16 protein-coding genes are annotated in these 16,047 nt (G+C 37.6%); 12 read left to right on the top strand and 4 right to left on the bottom strand.

The window, feature by feature from the left end; translation table 11 throughout:
* The first annotated feature begins 3 nt into the window (after positions 1-3).
* The 7 genes from IGK96_RS07330 (at position 4) to IGK96_RS07300 (ending at position 6,197) form a co-directional block, all read left to right on the top strand.
* Complete coding sequence (locus IGK96_RS07330; protein WP_002365627.1) at positions 4-585, top strand: V-type ATP synthase subunit E; 582 nt, start codon at positions 4-6, stop codon at positions 583-585.
* 16 nt (positions 586-601) lie between these two features.
* A complete protein-coding gene (locus IGK96_RS07325) occupies positions 602-1,603 on the top strand; it encodes a V-type ATPase subunit (protein ID WP_002398269.1) in 1,002 nt (333 codons plus the stop codon).
* The gene (locus IGK96_RS07320) at positions 1,593-1,904 is read left to right on the top strand and encodes a V-type ATP synthase subunit F (protein ID WP_002357676.1); all 312 of its coding nucleotides are present in this window, start codon (positions 1,593-1,595) and stop codon (positions 1,902-1,904) included. The genes IGK96_RS07325 and IGK96_RS07320 overlap by 11 nt, the downstream gene beginning before the upstream one ends.
* 17 nt (positions 1,905-1,921) lie before the next feature.
* Positions 1,922-3,703: a V-type ATP synthase subunit A gene (locus tag IGK96_RS07315; protein ID WP_010713426.1), complete on the top strand. Its 1,782-nt coding sequence runs from the start codon at positions 1,922-1,924 to the stop codon at positions 3,701-3,703.
* On the top strand, positions 3,696-5,072 hold the full coding sequence (locus tag IGK96_RS07310) for a V-type ATP synthase subunit B (protein ID WP_002357674.1): 1,377 nt from the start codon (positions 3,696-3,698) through the stop codon (positions 5,070-5,072). The genes IGK96_RS07315 and IGK96_RS07310 overlap by 8 nt, the downstream gene beginning before the upstream one ends.
* A 4-nt stretch (positions 5,073-5,076) precedes the next feature.
* The gene (locus tag IGK96_RS07305) at positions 5,077-5,712 is read left to right on the top strand and encodes a V-type ATP synthase subunit D (protein ID WP_002357673.1); all 636 of its coding nucleotides are present in this window, start codon (positions 5,077-5,079) and stop codon (positions 5,710-5,712) included.
* Between the two features lie 74 nt (positions 5,713-5,786).
* A complete protein-coding gene (locus tag IGK96_RS07300) occupies positions 5,787-6,197 on the top strand; it encodes a hypothetical protein (protein ID WP_002374910.1) in 411 nt (136 codons plus the stop codon).
* A gap of 54 nt (positions 6,198-6,251) precedes the next feature.
* On the opposite strand, the gene IGK96_RS07295 is transcribed toward IGK96_RS07300, so the two are convergent.
* Both IGK96_RS07295 and IGK96_RS07290 read right to left on the bottom strand, forming a co-directional pair.
* Positions 6,252-7,133 (bottom strand): serine hydrolase, encoded by an 882-nt coding sequence (locus tag IGK96_RS07295; protein ID WP_161975132.1) that lies wholly within the window; start codon positions 7,131-7,133, stop codon positions 6,252-6,254.
* 153 nt (positions 7,134-7,286) lie between these two features.
* Positions 7,287-9,167 (bottom strand): fructose-bisphosphatase class III, encoded by a 1,881-nt coding sequence (locus IGK96_RS07290; protein WP_016617947.1) that lies wholly within the window; start codon positions 9,165-9,167, stop codon positions 7,287-7,289.
* Positions 9,168-9,364: 197 nt separating this feature from the next.
* On the opposite strand from IGK96_RS07290, the gene lysA reads away from it, so the two are divergent.
* Both lysA and IGK96_RS07280 read left to right on the top strand, forming a co-directional pair.
* A complete protein-coding gene (lysA, locus tag IGK96_RS07285; RefSeq protein WP_161975017.1) occupies positions 9,365-10,675 on the top strand; it encodes a diaminopimelate decarboxylase in 1,311 nt (436 codons plus the stop codon).
* Between the two features lie 145 nt (positions 10,676-10,820).
* Positions 10,821-11,813 (top strand): alpha/beta hydrolase, encoded by a 993-nt coding sequence (locus IGK96_RS07280; RefSeq protein ID WP_015543720.1) that lies wholly within the window; start codon positions 10,821-10,823, stop codon positions 11,811-11,813.
* Between the two features lie 15 nt (positions 11,814-11,828).
* On the opposite strand, the gene IGK96_RS07275 is transcribed toward IGK96_RS07280, so the two are convergent.
* On the bottom strand, positions 11,829-12,362 hold the full coding sequence (locus IGK96_RS07275) for a hypothetical protein (protein WP_002365632.1): 534 nt from the start codon (positions 12,360-12,362) through the stop codon (positions 11,829-11,831).
* 286 nt (positions 12,363-12,648) lie between these two features.
* Here IGK96_RS07275 and IGK96_RS07270 point away from each other — a divergent pair, with 286 nt between their 5' ends.
* Complete coding sequence (locus IGK96_RS07270) at positions 12,649-13,503, top strand: hypothetical protein (protein ID WP_010823661.1); 855 nt, start codon at positions 12,649-12,651, stop codon at positions 13,501-13,503.
* A 212-nt stretch (positions 13,504-13,715) separates the two neighbouring features.
* Positions 13,716-14,255 (top strand): GNAT family N-acetyltransferase, encoded by a 540-nt coding sequence (locus tag IGK96_RS07265; RefSeq protein WP_010775830.1) that lies wholly within the window; start codon positions 13,716-13,718, stop codon positions 14,253-14,255.
* 97 nt (positions 14,256-14,352) lie between these two features.
* Here IGK96_RS07265 and IGK96_RS07260 read toward each other — a convergent pair whose 3' ends face one another.
* Complete coding sequence (locus IGK96_RS07260) at positions 14,353-14,697, bottom strand: metal-sulfur cluster assembly factor (protein WP_002357660.1); 345 nt, start codon at positions 14,695-14,697, stop codon at positions 14,353-14,355.
* A 275-nt stretch (positions 14,698-14,972) separates the two neighbouring features.
* Between IGK96_RS07260 and IGK96_RS07255 the strand changes: the two genes are divergently transcribed.
* Positions 14,973-16,037 (top strand): dipeptide epimerase, encoded by a 1,065-nt coding sequence (locus IGK96_RS07255; RefSeq protein ID WP_002377472.1) that lies wholly within the window; start codon positions 14,973-14,975, stop codon positions 16,035-16,037.
* Positions 16,038-16,047 lie beyond the last annotated feature (10 nt).

Raw genomic sequence — 16,047 nt, 5'->3', positions numbered from 1 at the left:
TGGATGGATGCCATTGAAAAAATCATCAGTGAAATTAAGCAGCAAGGAAAGCAAGAAGTCGAAGCCTATGTCACCAGTGAACAAACGCGCATCGATCAAGAATTCCAAGCAGCACAACAAGAAATTTTGCTGAAGCAAGAACATGAAATAGAAAAACGACAACAACAATTATTAAAAGAATTTAAACAACGCCAACAACGGCAAACACTAGAAATTCGTCAGGATGCATTAAATAAAAAACAAGCATATCTTAACCAATTATTTGACGAAGTGGTCTTAAAGATGAGTGAATGGTCAGCGGAAGAATTTCAACAATTCATGAAAGCACAATTAGGTTCACTTGAATTAACAGGAAAAGCGACCATTCTTTTAGGAGAGTATTCTCAAACGAAAGTGACGCAAGAATGGCTGACCGCCCTTTCTGATGCTACTGTTCAATGGGAGCTTTCAGAGGAAGTTGTTCCAAAAGAAAGTGGCTTTATCGTTGCAAAAGACGGTTTGGATTATAATTTTCTCTTTTCAGCATTAGTTGAAGAGATTCAAAAAACAGAAGGCTTTAAAGTAGCAGAAAAACTTTTCAGTTAAGAAGGGAGGACGTAGCATGAGAAAACCAACGTATCATCAAATTAATCCGCTGATTCGTTTAAAAGAAACGGAGCTGCTTTCTGAGCAACAGTTTCAACAACTTTTAGAAGCGGAAACAGTTGAAGACGTTAAAAATATGTTAAAAAGTACGGTTTATCAACCTTATTTAACCGAAACTTTTGAAGAAAAATTTGACTACCATTCTTCTGAAGCGCTGGGAAATCTTTATCGCTGGTTATATGAAATGGCTCCAGAACCAGCTGTAGTAACGTTGTATACGATGCGTTTTACCTTCCATAACTTGAAAATTTTGACGAAAGCTGAGCAAACAGGTAAAGATTTTGATTATCTTTATTTAGAGGATGGTCGTTATTCTCTAAACACAGTCAAAAGTGCCATTCATACAAAAAACTCTTCCGAACTTGAGCCAGCATTATTAGAAGTGATTCGTGATGTTTTTGCCTATCTGGAAGAGGGCGGTTTACCACAAGCAATTGATATCCTTTATGATCGAGCATTTTTACAGCAACAACGAAAATTGGCGGATGAATTGGGCTATGAAGAGTTAACGAAGGAAGTCATCGCTTTTATTGATTTAACCAATCTATCAACGATGGCTAGAGGGATTGTTCAACATCAAAACAGTAACTTTTTATCAACCGTGCTTTCTAGCGCTGGCAGTCTCTCAAAGAAAGAACTGTTGACCTATGCGGAAAAGTCACTTGTAGAATTTACAGCATTTGTCAGAACAACGAATTACGGACAACTATTAGAAAAGATTATCAATAAAGAAACCAATGAATTAAATTTATTGGCTTTTGAAAAACTCAAAGATGATTACCTGACCTCAATGTATGAAAACGGTCGAACGGTCGCTTTTGGGCCGCTCCCATTACTAGCCTTTTTGAATGCGAAAGAAGTTGAATGGAAAAATTTGCGTTTAATTTTGGTCGGAAAACATAGTGGGTTTTCAAATGAAAAAATTCGAGAAAGGATGCGAAAAGTCAATGGGGTATAAAATTGGTGTCATTGGAGACAAAAATTCAATCTTACCATTTAAACTGTTTGGCTTTGAGGTCCATCATGCCATTTCAGAAATGCAAGTTAGAGAAGCCATTGAAACTATGGCAAAAAATAAGTTTGGGGTCATTTTCATAACGGAAGAAGCCTCTACTTTAGCAGAAGAAACGATTGAACGATACAAAGAACAAGTGACACCAGCGATTATTTTAATCCCAAGTCATAATGGTACAATCGGAATCGGTTTAAGTGAGATTGAAAAAAATGTTGAAAAAGCAATTGGACAAAATATTTTATAATGCAAAGGAGAATGAGCGTGCAAATTGGAAAAATTGTCAAAGTTTCAGGTCCTTTGATTTTAGCTGAAAACATGTCAGATGCTAGTATCCAAGACATTTGTCATGTAGGAGATTTAGGCGTTATCGGAGAGATTATTGAAATGCGAGGCGACGTCGCTTCGATTCAAGTATATGAAGAAACAACAGGCATTGGACCAGGAGAACCAGTTATTTCAACAGGAGAACCATTATCTGTTGAATTAGCCCCAGGTTTAATTGCCGAAATGTTTGATGGTATTCAACGACCATTGGATACATTTCAAGAAGTAACCCACAGTAACTTTTTAGGCCGTGGCGTTAAAATTGATGCGTTAGATCGTGAGAAAAAATGGACGTTTGAACCGACTGTGGCAGTTGGTGAAGAAGTGTCGGCAGGTGACATCGTCGGTGTGGTTCAAGAAACAGCGATTATTCAACATAAAATTATGGTGCCTTTCGGCGTTTCAGGAACGATTGCCGAAATTAAAGCAGGGGATTTTGCCATTGATGAAACAGTTTATTCAGTGGAAACGGCTAAAGGAACAGAAAGTTTTAGCATGATGCAAAAATGGCCCGTTCGGCGGGGACGTCCCATTTTAGAAAAACTAAGTCCCAAAGTACCGATGGTGACCGGACAACGCGTAATTGATACCTTTTTCCCAATTACGAAAGGCGGAGCGGCAGCAGTTCCAGGACCATTTGGCGCTGGAAAAACAGTCGTTCAGCACCAAATTGCCAAGTGGGCCGATGTCGACTTAGTCGTTTACGTTGGTTGTGGGGAACGCGGGAATGAAATGACAGATGTTTTAAATGAATTTCCAGAATTAATTGATCCAACAACTGGTGAGTCTTTGATGAATCGGACGATTTTAATTGCGAATACGTCAAATATGCCGGTAGCGGCACGGGAAGCCTCGATTTATACAGGGATTACCATTGCAGAATATTTCCGTGATATGGGTTACTCAGTCGCAATTATGGCGGATTCTACTTCTCGTTGGGCAGAAGCGTTACGAGAAATGAGTGGCCGGTTAGAAGAAATGCCTGGTGATGAAGGCTATCCAGCCTACTTAGGTAGTCGCTTAGCTGAATATTATGAACGAGCAGGACAAGTCATCGCGTTAGGAAAAGATCATCGTGAAGGAAGCATTACAGCGATTAGTGCGGTTTCGCCATCTGGTGGGGACATATCAGAACCTGTCACCCAAAATACGTTACGCGTTGTTAAAGTATTCTGGGGCTTAGATTCTCAATTAGCACAAAAGCGTCATTTTCCTTCTATTAACTGGTTGCAAAGTTATTCTCTTTACTCCACAGAAGTAGGGCAATATTTAGACTTGGAATTGCAAGGAAACTGGGCCGCTATGGTAGCTGAAGGGATGCGGATTTTACAAGAGGAATCTCAACTGGAAGAAATTGTTCGCTTGGTTGGGATTGATTCCTTGTCGGATAAAGACCGTTTAACGTTGGAAACAGCCAAATCATTACGGGAAGACTATTTGCAACAAAATGCTTTTGATGACGTGGATACGTTCACTTCTCGAACCAAACAAGCGAAAATGTTGCAATTGATTCTAACTTTTGGTGAAGAAGGTCAAAAAGCCTTAAGTTTAGGCACTTATTTCTCTGAGTTAATGGCGGGAACAGTTGAAATCCGTGATCGCATTGCTCGTAGCAAGTATTTACCAGAAGAAGAATTAGAAAAATTGGATCGTTTACAAGCAGAAATTAAAACAACGATAAAAGAAATCATTGCTGAAGGAGGAATGACGAATGATTAAAGAATATCGCACAATCAATGAAGTCGTTGGTCCTCTGATGATTGTTGAAAAAGTGGCAGGCGTAAAGTACGAAGAATTAATTGAAGTACGCATGCAAAATGGCGAAATTCGCCAAGGGCAAGTTTTAGAAATCAATGGAGACAAAGCGATGGTCCAAATATTTGAAGGAACGAGTAACATCAATATTCGTGATTCAAAAGTTCGCTTTCTGGGACATCCTTTAGAATTAGGGGTTTCGCCAGATATGATGGGGCGCGTTTTTGACGGCTTAGGTCGCTTAAAAGATAATGGACCAGAATTATTACCTGAGAAAAAATTAGATATTAACGGCGAAGTTATCAATCCAGTTGCTCGTGATTATCCCGATGAGTTCATCCAAACAGGGATTTCAGCGATTGACCATTTAAATACCTTAGTTCGTGGTCAAAAATTACCTGTTTTTTCAGCATCTGGCTTACCTCATAAAGAATTAGCGGCACAAATTGCCAGACAAGCCAACGTGTTAAATAGTGAAGAAGAATTTGCCGTAGTTTTTGCGGCCATTGGGATTACCTTTGAAGAAGCGGAATATTTTATGGAAGATTTCCGTCAAACAGGCGCAATTGATCGTTCAGTCTTGTTTATGAACTTAGCGAATGATCCAGCCATTGAACGGATTGCAACACCTAGAATGGCTTTGACAGCCGCTGAATATTTAGCTTATGAAAAGGGCATGCATGTCTTAGTTATCATGACGGATATGACCAATTATTGCGAAGCGTTGCGAGAAATTTCAGCAGCACGCCGTGAAGTTCCCGGACGTCGTGGTTACCCAGGTTATCTTTACACGAACTTAGCAACGTTGTATGAACGGGCAGGCCGAATTCGTGGCTCAAAAGGTTCCGTAACACAGATTCCTATTTTAACAATGCCAGAGGAGGATAAAACACATCCAATTCCCGATTTAACTGGCTATATTACAGAAGGGCAAATTATCTTGTCCCGGGAACTATATAAGAGCGGTATCCAGCCACCAATTGATGTATTGCCATCACTTTCCCGTCTTAAAGACAAAGGAACTGGCGAAGGCAAAACGCGCGGGGATCATGCAGCGACGATGAATCAATTGTTCTCAGCCTATGCACAAGGGAAACAAGCCAAAGAATTAGCTGTCATTTTAGGAGAATCAGCTCTTTCCGATGTCGATAAAATTTACGCAGCTTTTGCCCAACGTTTTGAAGAAGAATATGTCAACCAAGGATTCGATACAAACCGTTCGATTGAAGAAACGTTAGATCTTGGGTGGGAACTATTAAGTATGCTACCGAGAACAGAACTAAAACGAATTAAAGAGGATATGCTCGATCAATATTTAACTGAAGGGAAGTAGAAAAATGGCTCGATTAAATGTTAATCCAACCCGTATGGAACTTTCCCGATTGAAAAAACAATTAACTACGGCCACGAGAGGTCATAAGTTGCTGAAAGACAAACAAGATGAATTGATGCGACGGTTTATTGCGCTAGTCAAAGAAAACAATGAATTACGTATTCAGGTTGAACAAGAAGTGACGGATGCGTTATCAAATTTTGTATTGGCAAACGCAACGTTGAACGAAGCCTTTATTGAAGAGTTAGTGGCAATTCCAGCCGAAAAAGTTGAATTAGAAATTATTGAACAGAACATCTTAAGTGTGCCAGTTCCTAAAATGATTTTTGATTACGATGAATCGGTTCAAGAAGCACCCTTAGATTATGGCTACGTGAATTCAAACAGCGAGCTTGATCAAGCTTTTGCTAAAATTTCAAGCATTTTACCGAAATTATTAGCACTTGCAAATGTTGAAAAGACGTGCCAATTATTATCAAAAGAAATTGAAAAAACGCGTCGTCGTGTCAACGCCTTAGAGTATATGACGATTCCGCAATTAGAAGAAACAATTTACTACATTCAAATGAAATTAGAAGAAAATGAACGTGGCGAAATTACACGTTTAATTAAAATTAAAAGCATGAACAAAGAAAATTAATGGTTAGAAAAAACGAGTGCGAAGCCAGTTGGTAGCTTTCGTGCTCGTTTTTAATAAAAAAGGGAGTGGAAAAAATGAAAAATGAAGAACGCCGCAAAGCGATTGCACTGAATTGTCAAAAGTACGAAAGTGACTATGCTCGCTTGGTGGAACCAATCAATGAGCTACTGTTAAACTTGGGAGCGGCTATTTCAGAAGAAGCCGCGAAGCAAATCATTCTGAATGTAAAACGATATCATCACGGCGTGAAATATCTTCCTGAGTGTCATTTAGATGAAAGTAACCAATTTATCGAAGATGGGCTTGAAGCTCTTAAAAAGGGAGATTTAGGCAACGGTGCGTTACAACTATTTGGGGCTGGCTTAAACTTTGCTAGTTTTGCAGCAAAAGCACAAGGAACCAAAAAAATTGATGCCCACCAAATGTTGGCAGAACGTTTTACGAAGTTGTTGTCTGTACAAACGGATAATAATAACAAACAATAAAAATACCCTTGGTTTATTAAGTCGACTTAATAAACCAAGGGTATTTTTTAACTGTTATTGATTAGGATATTCAGACACCTGTAATTGCCATAACTTATCTGTCACTGAAGCAATAAACGCAGCACTCTTAGCATTATCAGGTCCTTTCGTAAAAATTGCTAAAGCAAAGGGGTGAGGTGTTTCTAAAATCCCCATATCATGAATAAATTCATCATAGGAACCAATTTTATGAGCAACTTTTCCTTGAGTTGTGGGAGTTTCCATTCTTTCATGGAAAACACTTTGTTTCATAGAATCATAAATCGCTTGGTAATCTGGTTTTGTTGCTTTTTCAGTATATAATTTTTGTAGAATAACAAGCGCATCTTCCGAAGAAAATTGTGGCTCTTCAATCGAAGGTGTCTTGTGCAAATAACGCTGATACATTTCTCGTTTTGCTTTTGCATCACCACCCAATGTGTCATAGAGCATATTTTTAGCGATATTATCAGAATAGGTGATGGCATATTCTTGTAACGTTTTTAATGGATATTCTGGTTGGATATTATAGGCAATGATCCCAGTTCCTTCTTCATAATCTTCTTCGGCGTTATAGGGAATCAGGTCTGTCCATTTTTTTTGACCAGAAGCAACCGTGTCGGCGACTAGCATCGTCAGTGGCACTTTAATAGTACTAGCTGTATAAAATTCATGTTGGCCATTCACGGAACGTTGTTCGCCAGTTTCTAAATCCAAATAACTAATCCCGACCGTTCCTTCAAATTCTTTGACAGAAGCGACGAGCAGGTCATTTATTTTATCAAAAAATACTGTATTTGCTGAATTGTTTTCTTCCTTGTCTTTCGTATGTTTCTCATGTTTGGCGGAATCAATTGTAACTTTTTGTTCAGATTCTTTGGCATAATCTTCGCCAAGACTTGAGAAGAAGAAGCCCACAATTAGGAAAAAGCAAAGAAAGAAAATGATGCCGTATAGTGAGAGTTGCTGTTTCTTCAATGTAAAACCCTTTCCGTTTCTCTAATAGATATTTTCTCAACTCCTCCATTTAATCATTTTTCGGATAAGAGCGCAAGCGTCTTTTTAACGGCACTACTGGTTTTGTTTCATTTGTTTTTGGAGTGCTTGCGATTGCTTTAATAGCTCTTTGCCGATAGTGGTATCTTTCACCAATAGCCGCTGTAAGGGACGATCGATGACTTGTTTGATGGAATGAATGTCTTGATTATTTAAAATGGCTGTTTCTTTACTAGAAAAAGATTTATGCGCGGTCAGTTGTAAACCAAACGAGTTGTACAACAATGTATAACCAGCAATTCCAGTAATTGTCTGATAAGATTTTGAAAAGCCGCCGTCAATTACGAGAAGCGTGCCATTTGCTTTGATTGGCGATTCGCCTTTTGTTCGTTTAACTGGTGTATGGCCATTAATGATATGTCGATTTTCACCAGTCACTTCAAATTCATCTAGGATTCTTTCACAAACTTCAACCGTATCACGCAAAGAGTAATAAGGATTCTTTTCTTCGTAATGTGTTTCTTTTTCAGCGAGAAAATAACGCTCGAAGGTTTTCATAGCTCGTTTGCCAAATAATGAGGAACCTTCGCCACACCAAAGATACCATAAACAATCTGTTGCATAGTCATCTGTACTAGCAGGCTGAGCATAAGCTTCTTCTAACATTTCCTGAAAGAAGTCAACTAAAGCTTTTCCTGAATAGGAGTGGCCTTTAAATGTATAAGCTTGAAAAGTACCGTCCGCATTCAGAGGCAGACAGCCATGAATCAATAAATTTTGATTATACACAAGGTAAAGAGAAGCTTTTTCCATTAGAAAGTGCATGTGTTTTGTTAACCGCGGTGAAGACTGAAATTGCGTTAATAAATCATCAATTATCTGTTTTTCCTCACGTGTTAATTGGTAAGGCTGCTCTTCAGAAACGGTTTGGAAACAGCTGTTAATTAATGTATAACGACATTCGTCAAAAGTAATAGTTTCCCCTTGAATCTTATCTAAGCGTAGCCGATGTGCCAAGTTAAAATCAGGGCGTCGACCAATAATTTGGCCTTCTAGTTTTTCTTGAATAATGGCAATGGCTTGTTGCACACGCATCGCTACTTGTTTTTCAGCTTCAGTTAACGCACGATAGGGATTTTTCTTGGGTGCAAAAGCAGGATTTTCTTTATATGTTTCTAAACTAAATTTTTTTAAGGCGGTTAAATCGATAGCATAACGTTCTTCTAACAAATCTAAATTTCCATAGCGAGCACAAATACGTACTACATTGGCTAAACAAGCCAGTGAACCACTATAAGCAGCCAGCCAAATCATATCGTGATTGCCTAGTTGAATATCCAAGGAGTGATAGGACATTAATCGGTCCATAATTTTATCTGGTGCTGGCCCCCGATCATAGATATCACCAATAACATGTAGGTGATCAATAATCAGACGTTGGATTAGATAAGCTAATTCTGTCACGAAACGTTTGGCTTCACCTAGTAAAATAATTTTTTCAATAATTTGTTGATAGTAACCGTTTTTGGTTGTTGTTTCATCATATTGATAAATCAATTCTTCGAGAATATACCCATAGGTTTCAGGAAGGGCTTTGCGAACTTTAGAACGTGTGTACTTCATCGAAGAAGAACGGACGATTTCAACCAGACGGCGAATCGTTAATAGCCACCATTCATAAGAGAGGGCGCTTTCATTTTCTAAAAGTGTTAATTTTTCTTCTGGATAGTAGATAATAAAACAAAGCTCGTCCATCTGATGGGCATTTAATTCTTGTTTAAATAAAAATTGAACTTTTTCTCGGATTCGCCCAGAACCATTTCTTAAAATATGGTCAAAAGCTTCAAATTCACCATGTAAATCACTGACAAAATGTTCTGTTCCTTTCGGTAAATTCAAAATTGCTTCCAAATTAATAATTTCTTCAATTTGTTGATCGCGGTTCAGTGTAGCCAAGTCATCTGCCTTCTTTCTTTTTCGTATATACCAATTTTTGTTTAAAAGATTAAAGTCTTGATAATAAAGGTTTTTTATTCATATGCCAATTATTGTAGGCTATTTGGCGAAAAAAAGCAACAGGAGAAAGTCAGAGAAAAATGTGGAAAATTATAGGAAGCTACTGGGTTTTATGCTATGATTTTTAATAAAACAAAATGAAGGGGCGGGAAAACATGTTATTTGGTACAGCAAAAATGAATCGGGAAAATCATTTAGAAGTCGGTGGTTGTGACACCGTAAAGTTGGCGCAAAAATTCGGGACGCCGTTATTTGTTTATGATGTCGCTCATATTCGCGCGCAGGCACGTGGTTTTAAACAAACGTTAAATCAATTAGGTATCAAAAATAAAGTGGTTTATGCAAGTAAAGCATTTAGTTGTTTAGCTATTTATCAAGTGTTAAAGGAAGAAGATATTGCTTGTGATGTTGTCTCTGGTGGAGAACTATTCACAGCTTTAAAAGGGGGCATGGAGCCAGCGGAAATTGAGTTCCATGGAAATAATAAAACCCCTGAAGAATTACGTTATGCTTTGGATAACAAAATAGGTACAATTGTCATTGATAATTTTTACGAAATTGACTTGTTGGAAGAATTATTAGCTACACGAAACCAAACACAAAAAGTTCTTTTTCGGGTGAGTCCTGGTGTGGATGCAGAAACACATGATTACATTTTGACAGGCCAAGAAGATTCAAAATTTGGTTTTGATGTTGCAAGTGGCCAGGCAACAGAAGCGCTCGTTCGCCTTTTATCAAATCCCTCTTTTGATGTGCAAGGGGTCCATTGCCATATTGGCTCGCAAATTTTTGCTGTGGAAGGCTTTTTAGCTGCTGTTGAAAAAATGTTCACTATTTTAGAAGACTGGCGGCAAGTCCATCAATTTACAGCACGTGTTTTAAATATGGGTGGTGGTTTTGGTGTGCAGTACACGCAGCAAGATGAGCCATTAGCACCAGCAACATTTGTTGAAAAAATTGTTTATTCCTTGAAAGGTCATTGTGAACAATTAGGGTATCCACTGCCTGAGCTTTGGATTGAACCAGGCCGCAGTTTAATTGCCGAAGCGGGCACAACGATATATACAGTTGGCGCGCAAAAAGAGGTTCCTGGTGTTCGTCATTTTGTTTCCGTAGATGGTGGCATGGGTGATAATATACGGCCTGCTTTGTATCAAGCAGTTTATGATGGTTTTCTAGCGAATCGTGAGGGACATGATTCAGTCAAGAAAGTCACAGTGGTTGGTAAATATTGCGAATCAGGAGATGTCTTACTTCGAGATATTTTATTGCCAGAAGTTAAAGCAGGGGATTTATTGGCCATTAGTAGTACGGGGGCTTACGGTTATTCAATGGCAAGTAATTACAACCGAAATCCTCGACCAGCGGTGGTTTTTGTCGAAGATGGACAAGCAAAATTAGTTGCTCGCCGTGAGACATATGAAGATATGACAACGTTGGATTGTTGATAGATTAAAAGTAGCCGCCTCTTTTTGAGACGGCTGCTTTTTTTCAAAAAATAACAAAATGTGAGGGTGATTTCTTTCAGAAATGAAAAATCCATAGTATATTAAATGAAGAAGGAAATACTTTAGAAGAGGGTGTGATTTGCAGATGAAATGGCTCCTCGGGTTACTGATCATTTTTGCAATGATTGGCGTTGTTTTTTCTGTTTACATTGCCAATTATTTTTTGAAAATTGCGTTGCTTAAAGACAACCCTTGGTATCATAAAAAAGGGCATCGGTTATTAAATCCTGATAATTTTCAAGAACGTGAAACAAGATATACAAAAATAGAAGAACAACAAAAACAAGAAGGCGAAGCTTTTTGGACAGAGTCTTTTGCTGAAGATCGTTGGTTGAAAATTAAAGATGAAACATTGTATGCACGGTGCTTTATTCCTTATCCAGATAACCATCGTTGGGCGATTTGTGTGCATGGTTATCGTTCAAACGGAAAACGCGATATGGCATATACTGCATTACGTTTTGCAGAAGAAGGCTACAATGTTTTAGTTCCCGATTTGCGTGCGCACGGGAAAAGTTCAGGTAATAAAATTGGGATGGGATGGCTGGATCGGTTAGATTTATTAAGTTGGCTTAGTGAAGTTCTTGCCATTGATATGGAAGCAGAAATTATTTTAGTGGGCGGTTCCATGGGAGCGGCTACTGTCATGATGGCAAGTGGTGAAAAGTTACCAACGAATGTCCGCGGATTAATAGTGGATTGTGGCTATACTTCTGTCTATGATGAATTTAAATACGTCCTACATGAATCTTTTCATTTACCCGCTTTTCCTATTTTAACGATTGCTAATCAATTAGCATTAAATAACTATGGCTTTCAATTGAAAACCGCTTCTTCCGTGAGACAATTACACAAAAATACGTTGCCGACATTTTTTATTCACGGTACAGGTGATCGCTTTGTTCCAATGACAATGTTTGAAGAAAATTTAGCGGCAACTCAGGGGATAAAAAAAGGTCTCATTGTTGCTAAAGCACCACATTTATCTTCAAGTGTCTACGAACCTGAAAATTATTACAGTAGTATTTTTGAATTTTTGGAAGAAAACTGTCCTGCAGTAAAAACAACATCCGACTAAAAAAGACATGGATTTTCATGATTCCATGTCTTTTTTTTGTCTGACTCGTTTAGCTAAATTTAAAGTGCTTAAAAAGAAAAATAACGGCGCCAAACTACCAAGGCAAAGAAACCATTTCATTGAATAAGTTAACTCTTGCTGTAAAAGAGATTCTCGTATATAGCTGAAACCTTCGCCATGGACCCGCAAATAAATATAAATGTAAGCAAAAAGAATCACTAAAGGCAAAATACAGACTTCTAATATTTCCAAAAGATAAGGAAAGGTTTTATTTAATAATTTGAGGCGTGTCTTATTCAATAGATAAGCAAAAATGAAAATTGACCATAAAAAACCAAAAAAACTAATCAAATAAAAAATCAGATTCGCACTTCCTGCGTTCATAAAAGCTTTCGGGAAAAGTAGTCTGCCGATGAATGTATTTTTAATTGTAAAAGGAACATCAAAAATGGAAATATAAAGACAAAAAAGTACTAATGTTAACAAGGCATGCCAAATCTTTTTCTCCATTTCATTTAAAAAATATCTAATTACTTGGTACATTTCCATAAACTGTCGCTCCGTGTTTGAAATAATCGTAGTTTTGACTATACCATAGCTGTTCTCAATTTTCTTGAAAAAAATACACGCAACCAGCCTCGACTATACGAAACACACAGAGTGTCTAAAAAATAAGTTACCGATCGCATTTTTTCGCATGCTAGTGTTGCACTTCTGTTTCGTTGGTGTTTTCTAATTGATGATTTGTTGATTAAAAAAGGGCAGGAGGGAGCGTTTTTCTAGTATAATAATATAAAAGAATATAGAGAAAATCATAGGATGGGAGTTATTCAAAGTGGCGGAGATTACAGTTAAGACAATTTCAGCGAAAGATGATTTAAAGAAGTTGCTTTTGGGTCAAGAGTATGACCAACAGCAGCCAGTTAAAAATATTTTAAAAGCTAGAACATCGAATGTCCATATTGAAAAGTACGAGGTTGTGGAGGATGTTTTTTTAAAGTTAACTGGGAAGGCGACCGTGCACAAAGATATTATGAACTCATTTTGGACAACGTATAAAATTATGTTACAACTTGTTTATCCCGATTTCTTTAGACCAGCGGAAGTAATTGGGGAAAATCAAGAAAGCTATTTAGAAAAACCTTCTGAACAGAATTTGCTTGCAGTAAATAGCAAGTATCCGCCTCATGATTCCGGGGCATCGGCTGTGATTTCGGACCGATATTTAACTTATTTTGACCAAGCTTTTCCTGACTATTTACCAAATCCTGTACCCAAAAAATATACATGGAATGAATTCCTTCTCGACAATTTTACTAAATTTGATCGAGTCCATCAGGACCCACAATTAAAGCGTTTTGCCGAACTTACCCATTCAATTGGAAACATTACAGTAGTTCCACTAGGATTTAACAGTGGAAGAAGTTTATCGTTTAAAGATTATTGGGATTATTCCTTAGAACAACTTTCGATATTTTTAGCTTCATTTCATTCATGGGAAAGCTACGTTCATACGTATGAGATGCAACCATTTTTAAATGAACAGTATCAACCAATAGCGCTATGGAAAAATCATTTGAAAAAAGACTCGTTTATCTTACCTCAGAATATAGAGGAGATAAATGAATATTTAGTTCAAGTAAATCAACGAATAGAAAAAAGAGGGCAGCGAATAGTGAATCGGTTGTAATGAAATAAGAATCGACTTTTCACTAAACGTTGAAAGACTCGAATCGTGTGCTCTTTTATTGACTCAGGAACAGAGAACGATTAAACTACTAGATTAGTATCAAAAAATAATTGCGTATAGGGCTAACCAGTCGCATGTTTAAATAACTTTTAGGTCTTATGTACGTAACAAAAGTTATTAGTACGAAGCAATCATTTTAGAAAGGAGCTTTTATGCAATTCACATTATTAAATCAAGGAAATCAAGCCTATTGGGAAGCAACCTACATAGAAGCTTTTCCAGAAGAAGAGAGACTGCCGTTTGATCAATTATTGACGTCTTCTCAAGCAGGAAAATTTCATTTGTTTGTTATTCAAGAGGCGGATGAGAACGTGGGGATTTTGTTAAATAGTCCAATTGCACCTGAATCAACTTATGTCTTTTTCTTTGCAATTGATCAGCACCACCGAAACCAACGATTAGGTTCAACCGTGTTAGCGTTATTGAAGACACGTTATCCTAAGGGGGTTCTTTTGGAGAGTGAAGAAATTGGCAAAAATGCAGCGAATGAAGCCCAAAGAGAAAAACGTTATCAGTTTTATGAAAGAAATGGCGTGCTGGATACAGGGTATCTGATTATGGATAGAGGGCTCACTTTTCATATCATGTTTGCTGGAGCGTCAGGCTTCGGTGGAACGCAGCTACAGTTTTTATTAGACTTCCATCCAGTAGCAAAAATTTGGAAAAGGCCAAGTATTGATGGTATCAGGTAGTTTTTTTCAAATAAGTAAATTAAACAAACAAAAAAACATATGAAAGAACGGACCAATCGGTTCTTTCATATGTTTTTTATCATTAGTCTCGAAATAACTAGCGAATACCCAAAGCAATTCGTGCGTAACGGCTCATTTTATCCGTTGTCCAAGCAGGGTACCAGACTAATTTTACTTCGATATTATTCACTTCAGGAATATCTTTTAAAACACCATGGATTTGTTCTGTTAAAACATCTGCTAACGGACAACCCATTGTGGTTAAGGTCATTTTGATGACAGTATCACCAGTTTCTTCTGCAAATTCAACTTCATAAATTAGTCCTAAATTAACAATATCGATGCCTAATTCAGGGTCAATCACTGTTTCTAATGCAGTTAAAATATCTTCTTTAATTGCTTCAACTTCTTCGGTTGAACGTTGTTGAGGTTGTTCACTCATTCGTCTTCTACTCCTTTGCAAGTTGCCTCTTTACTATCATACCTTTTTTAAGAATGTTTGTAAATGAGAAGTATCTCACATGCCATGGAATTTACTGATTTATTAAAAAAGCTCATAAAATTCGAAATTCATTTTATTTTAATTGAAATCTCATTATTTTGTTGACATTAGAAAACAATGAGTTTAGAATGATCGATAACAATCTAAATTTAATTTTTGGATATTTTTAAAAAACTGAATTTTCAGTCAATTGGAAATATCAAAGGGAGGATTTTATGAAAATTAAGCAGGTACATGTTAGGGCATCGAAAATTAAACTGAAAGAAACATTTACGATCGCTTTGGGGACGATAGAATCAGCGGATAGTGCAATTGTGGAAATTGAAACAGAAGAGGGATTAGTTGGATATGGAGAAGGAGGGCCAGGCATTTTTATTACCGGTGAAACGTTGGCTGGCACGCTTGAAACGATCGAATTATTTGGCCAAGCAATCATTGGCTTAAACCCCTTTAATATTGAGAAAATTCATGAAGTGATGGATAAAATATCTGCTTTCGCTCCAGCGGCAAAAGCAGCAATCGATATTGCTTGTTATGATTTGATGGGTCAGAAAGCTCAACTGCCTCTTTATCAATTGTTAGGCGGCTATGATAACCAAGTAATAACGGATATTACACTAGGTATTGATGAACCAAATGTGATGGCACAAAAAGCCGTCGAAAAAGTCAAACTAGGTTTTGATACATTAAAAATTAAAGTCGGAACAGGAATTGAAGCTGATATCGCAAGAGTAAAAGCGATTCGTGAAGCAGTTGGCTTTGATATCAAGCTCCGCTTAGATGCGAATCAGGCTTGGACGCCCAAAGATGCAGTTAAAGCGATTCAAGAATTAGCAGATTATCAAATTGAATTAGTGGAACAGCCAGTTAAAAGACGCGATTTAGAAGGTCTAAAATACGTTACTTCACAAGTTAATACGACAATTATGGCTGATGAAAGCTGTTTTGATGCTCAAGATGCGTTGGAATTAGTTAAAAAAGGCACAGTCGATGTTATCAATATAAAATTAATGAAGTGTGGCGGCATTCATGAAGCGCTGAAAATTAATCAGATTTGTGAAACAGCAGGCATCGAATGCATGATTGGTTGCATGGCGGAAGAAACAACCATTGGCATCACGGCTGCTGCCCATTTAGCTGCTGCTCAAAAGAATATCACACGAGCAGATTTAGATGCGACATTCGGTTTAGAAACTGCGCCCGTAACTGGGGGCGTATCCTTAGAAGCAAAACCATTATTGGAATTAGGAGAAGCAGCTGGATTAGGCATTTCTCATTAAAAAAGGAGTA

This window comes from Enterococcus sp. DIV0682 (assembly GCF_051712685.1).
Classification (GTDB): Bacteria; Bacillota; Bacilli; order Lactobacillales; family Enterococcaceae; genus Enterococcus; species Enterococcus faecalis.
This window is presented reverse-complemented; position numbering and strand designations above follow the sequence as displayed.

Excerpts from the sequence above, each read along its gene's own strand:
- IGK96_RS07305 (WP_002357673.1), top strand. The coding sequence starts at position 5,077 with ATGGCTCGATTAAATGTTAATCCAACCCGTATGGAACTTTCCCGATTG.
- IGK96_RS07265 (WP_010775830.1), top strand. The coding sequence starts at position 13,716 with ATGCAATTCACATTATTAAATCAAGGAAATCAAGCCTATTGGGAAGCA.
- IGK96_RS07330 (WP_002365627.1), top strand. The coding sequence starts at position 4 with ATGGATGCCATTGAAAAAATCATCAGTGAAATTAAGCAGCAAGGAAAG.
- lysA (WP_161975017.1), top strand. The coding sequence starts at position 9,365 with ATGAAGGGGCGGGAAAACATGTTATTTGGTACAGCAAAAATGAATCGG.
- IGK96_RS07275 (WP_002365632.1), bottom strand. The coding sequence starts at position 12,362 with ATGGAAATGTACCAAGTAATTAGATATTTTTTAAATGAAATGGAGAAA.
- IGK96_RS07280 (WP_015543720.1), top strand. The coding sequence starts at position 10,821 with ATGAAATGGCTCCTCGGGTTACTGATCATTTTTGCAATGATTGGCGTT.
- IGK96_RS07310 (WP_002357674.1), top strand. The coding sequence starts at position 3,696 with ATGATTAAAGAATATCGCACAATCAATGAAGTCGTTGGTCCTCTGATG.
- IGK96_RS07255 (WP_002377472.1), top strand. The coding sequence starts at position 14,973 with ATGAAAATTAAGCAGGTACATGTTAGGGCATCGAAAATTAAACTGAAA.
- IGK96_RS07300 (WP_002374910.1), top strand. The coding sequence starts at position 5,787 with ATGAAAAATGAAGAACGCCGCAAAGCGATTGCACTGAATTGTCAAAAG.
- IGK96_RS07325 (WP_002398269.1), top strand. The coding sequence starts at position 602 with ATGAGAAAACCAACGTATCATCAAATTAATCCGCTGATTCGTTTAAAA.
- IGK96_RS07320 (WP_002357676.1), top strand. The coding sequence starts at position 1,593 with ATGGGGTATAAAATTGGTGTCATTGGAGACAAAAATTCAATCTTACCA.
- IGK96_RS07260 (WP_002357660.1), bottom strand. The coding sequence starts at position 14,697 with ATGAGTGAACAACCTCAACAACGTTCAACCGAAGAAGTTGAAGCAATT.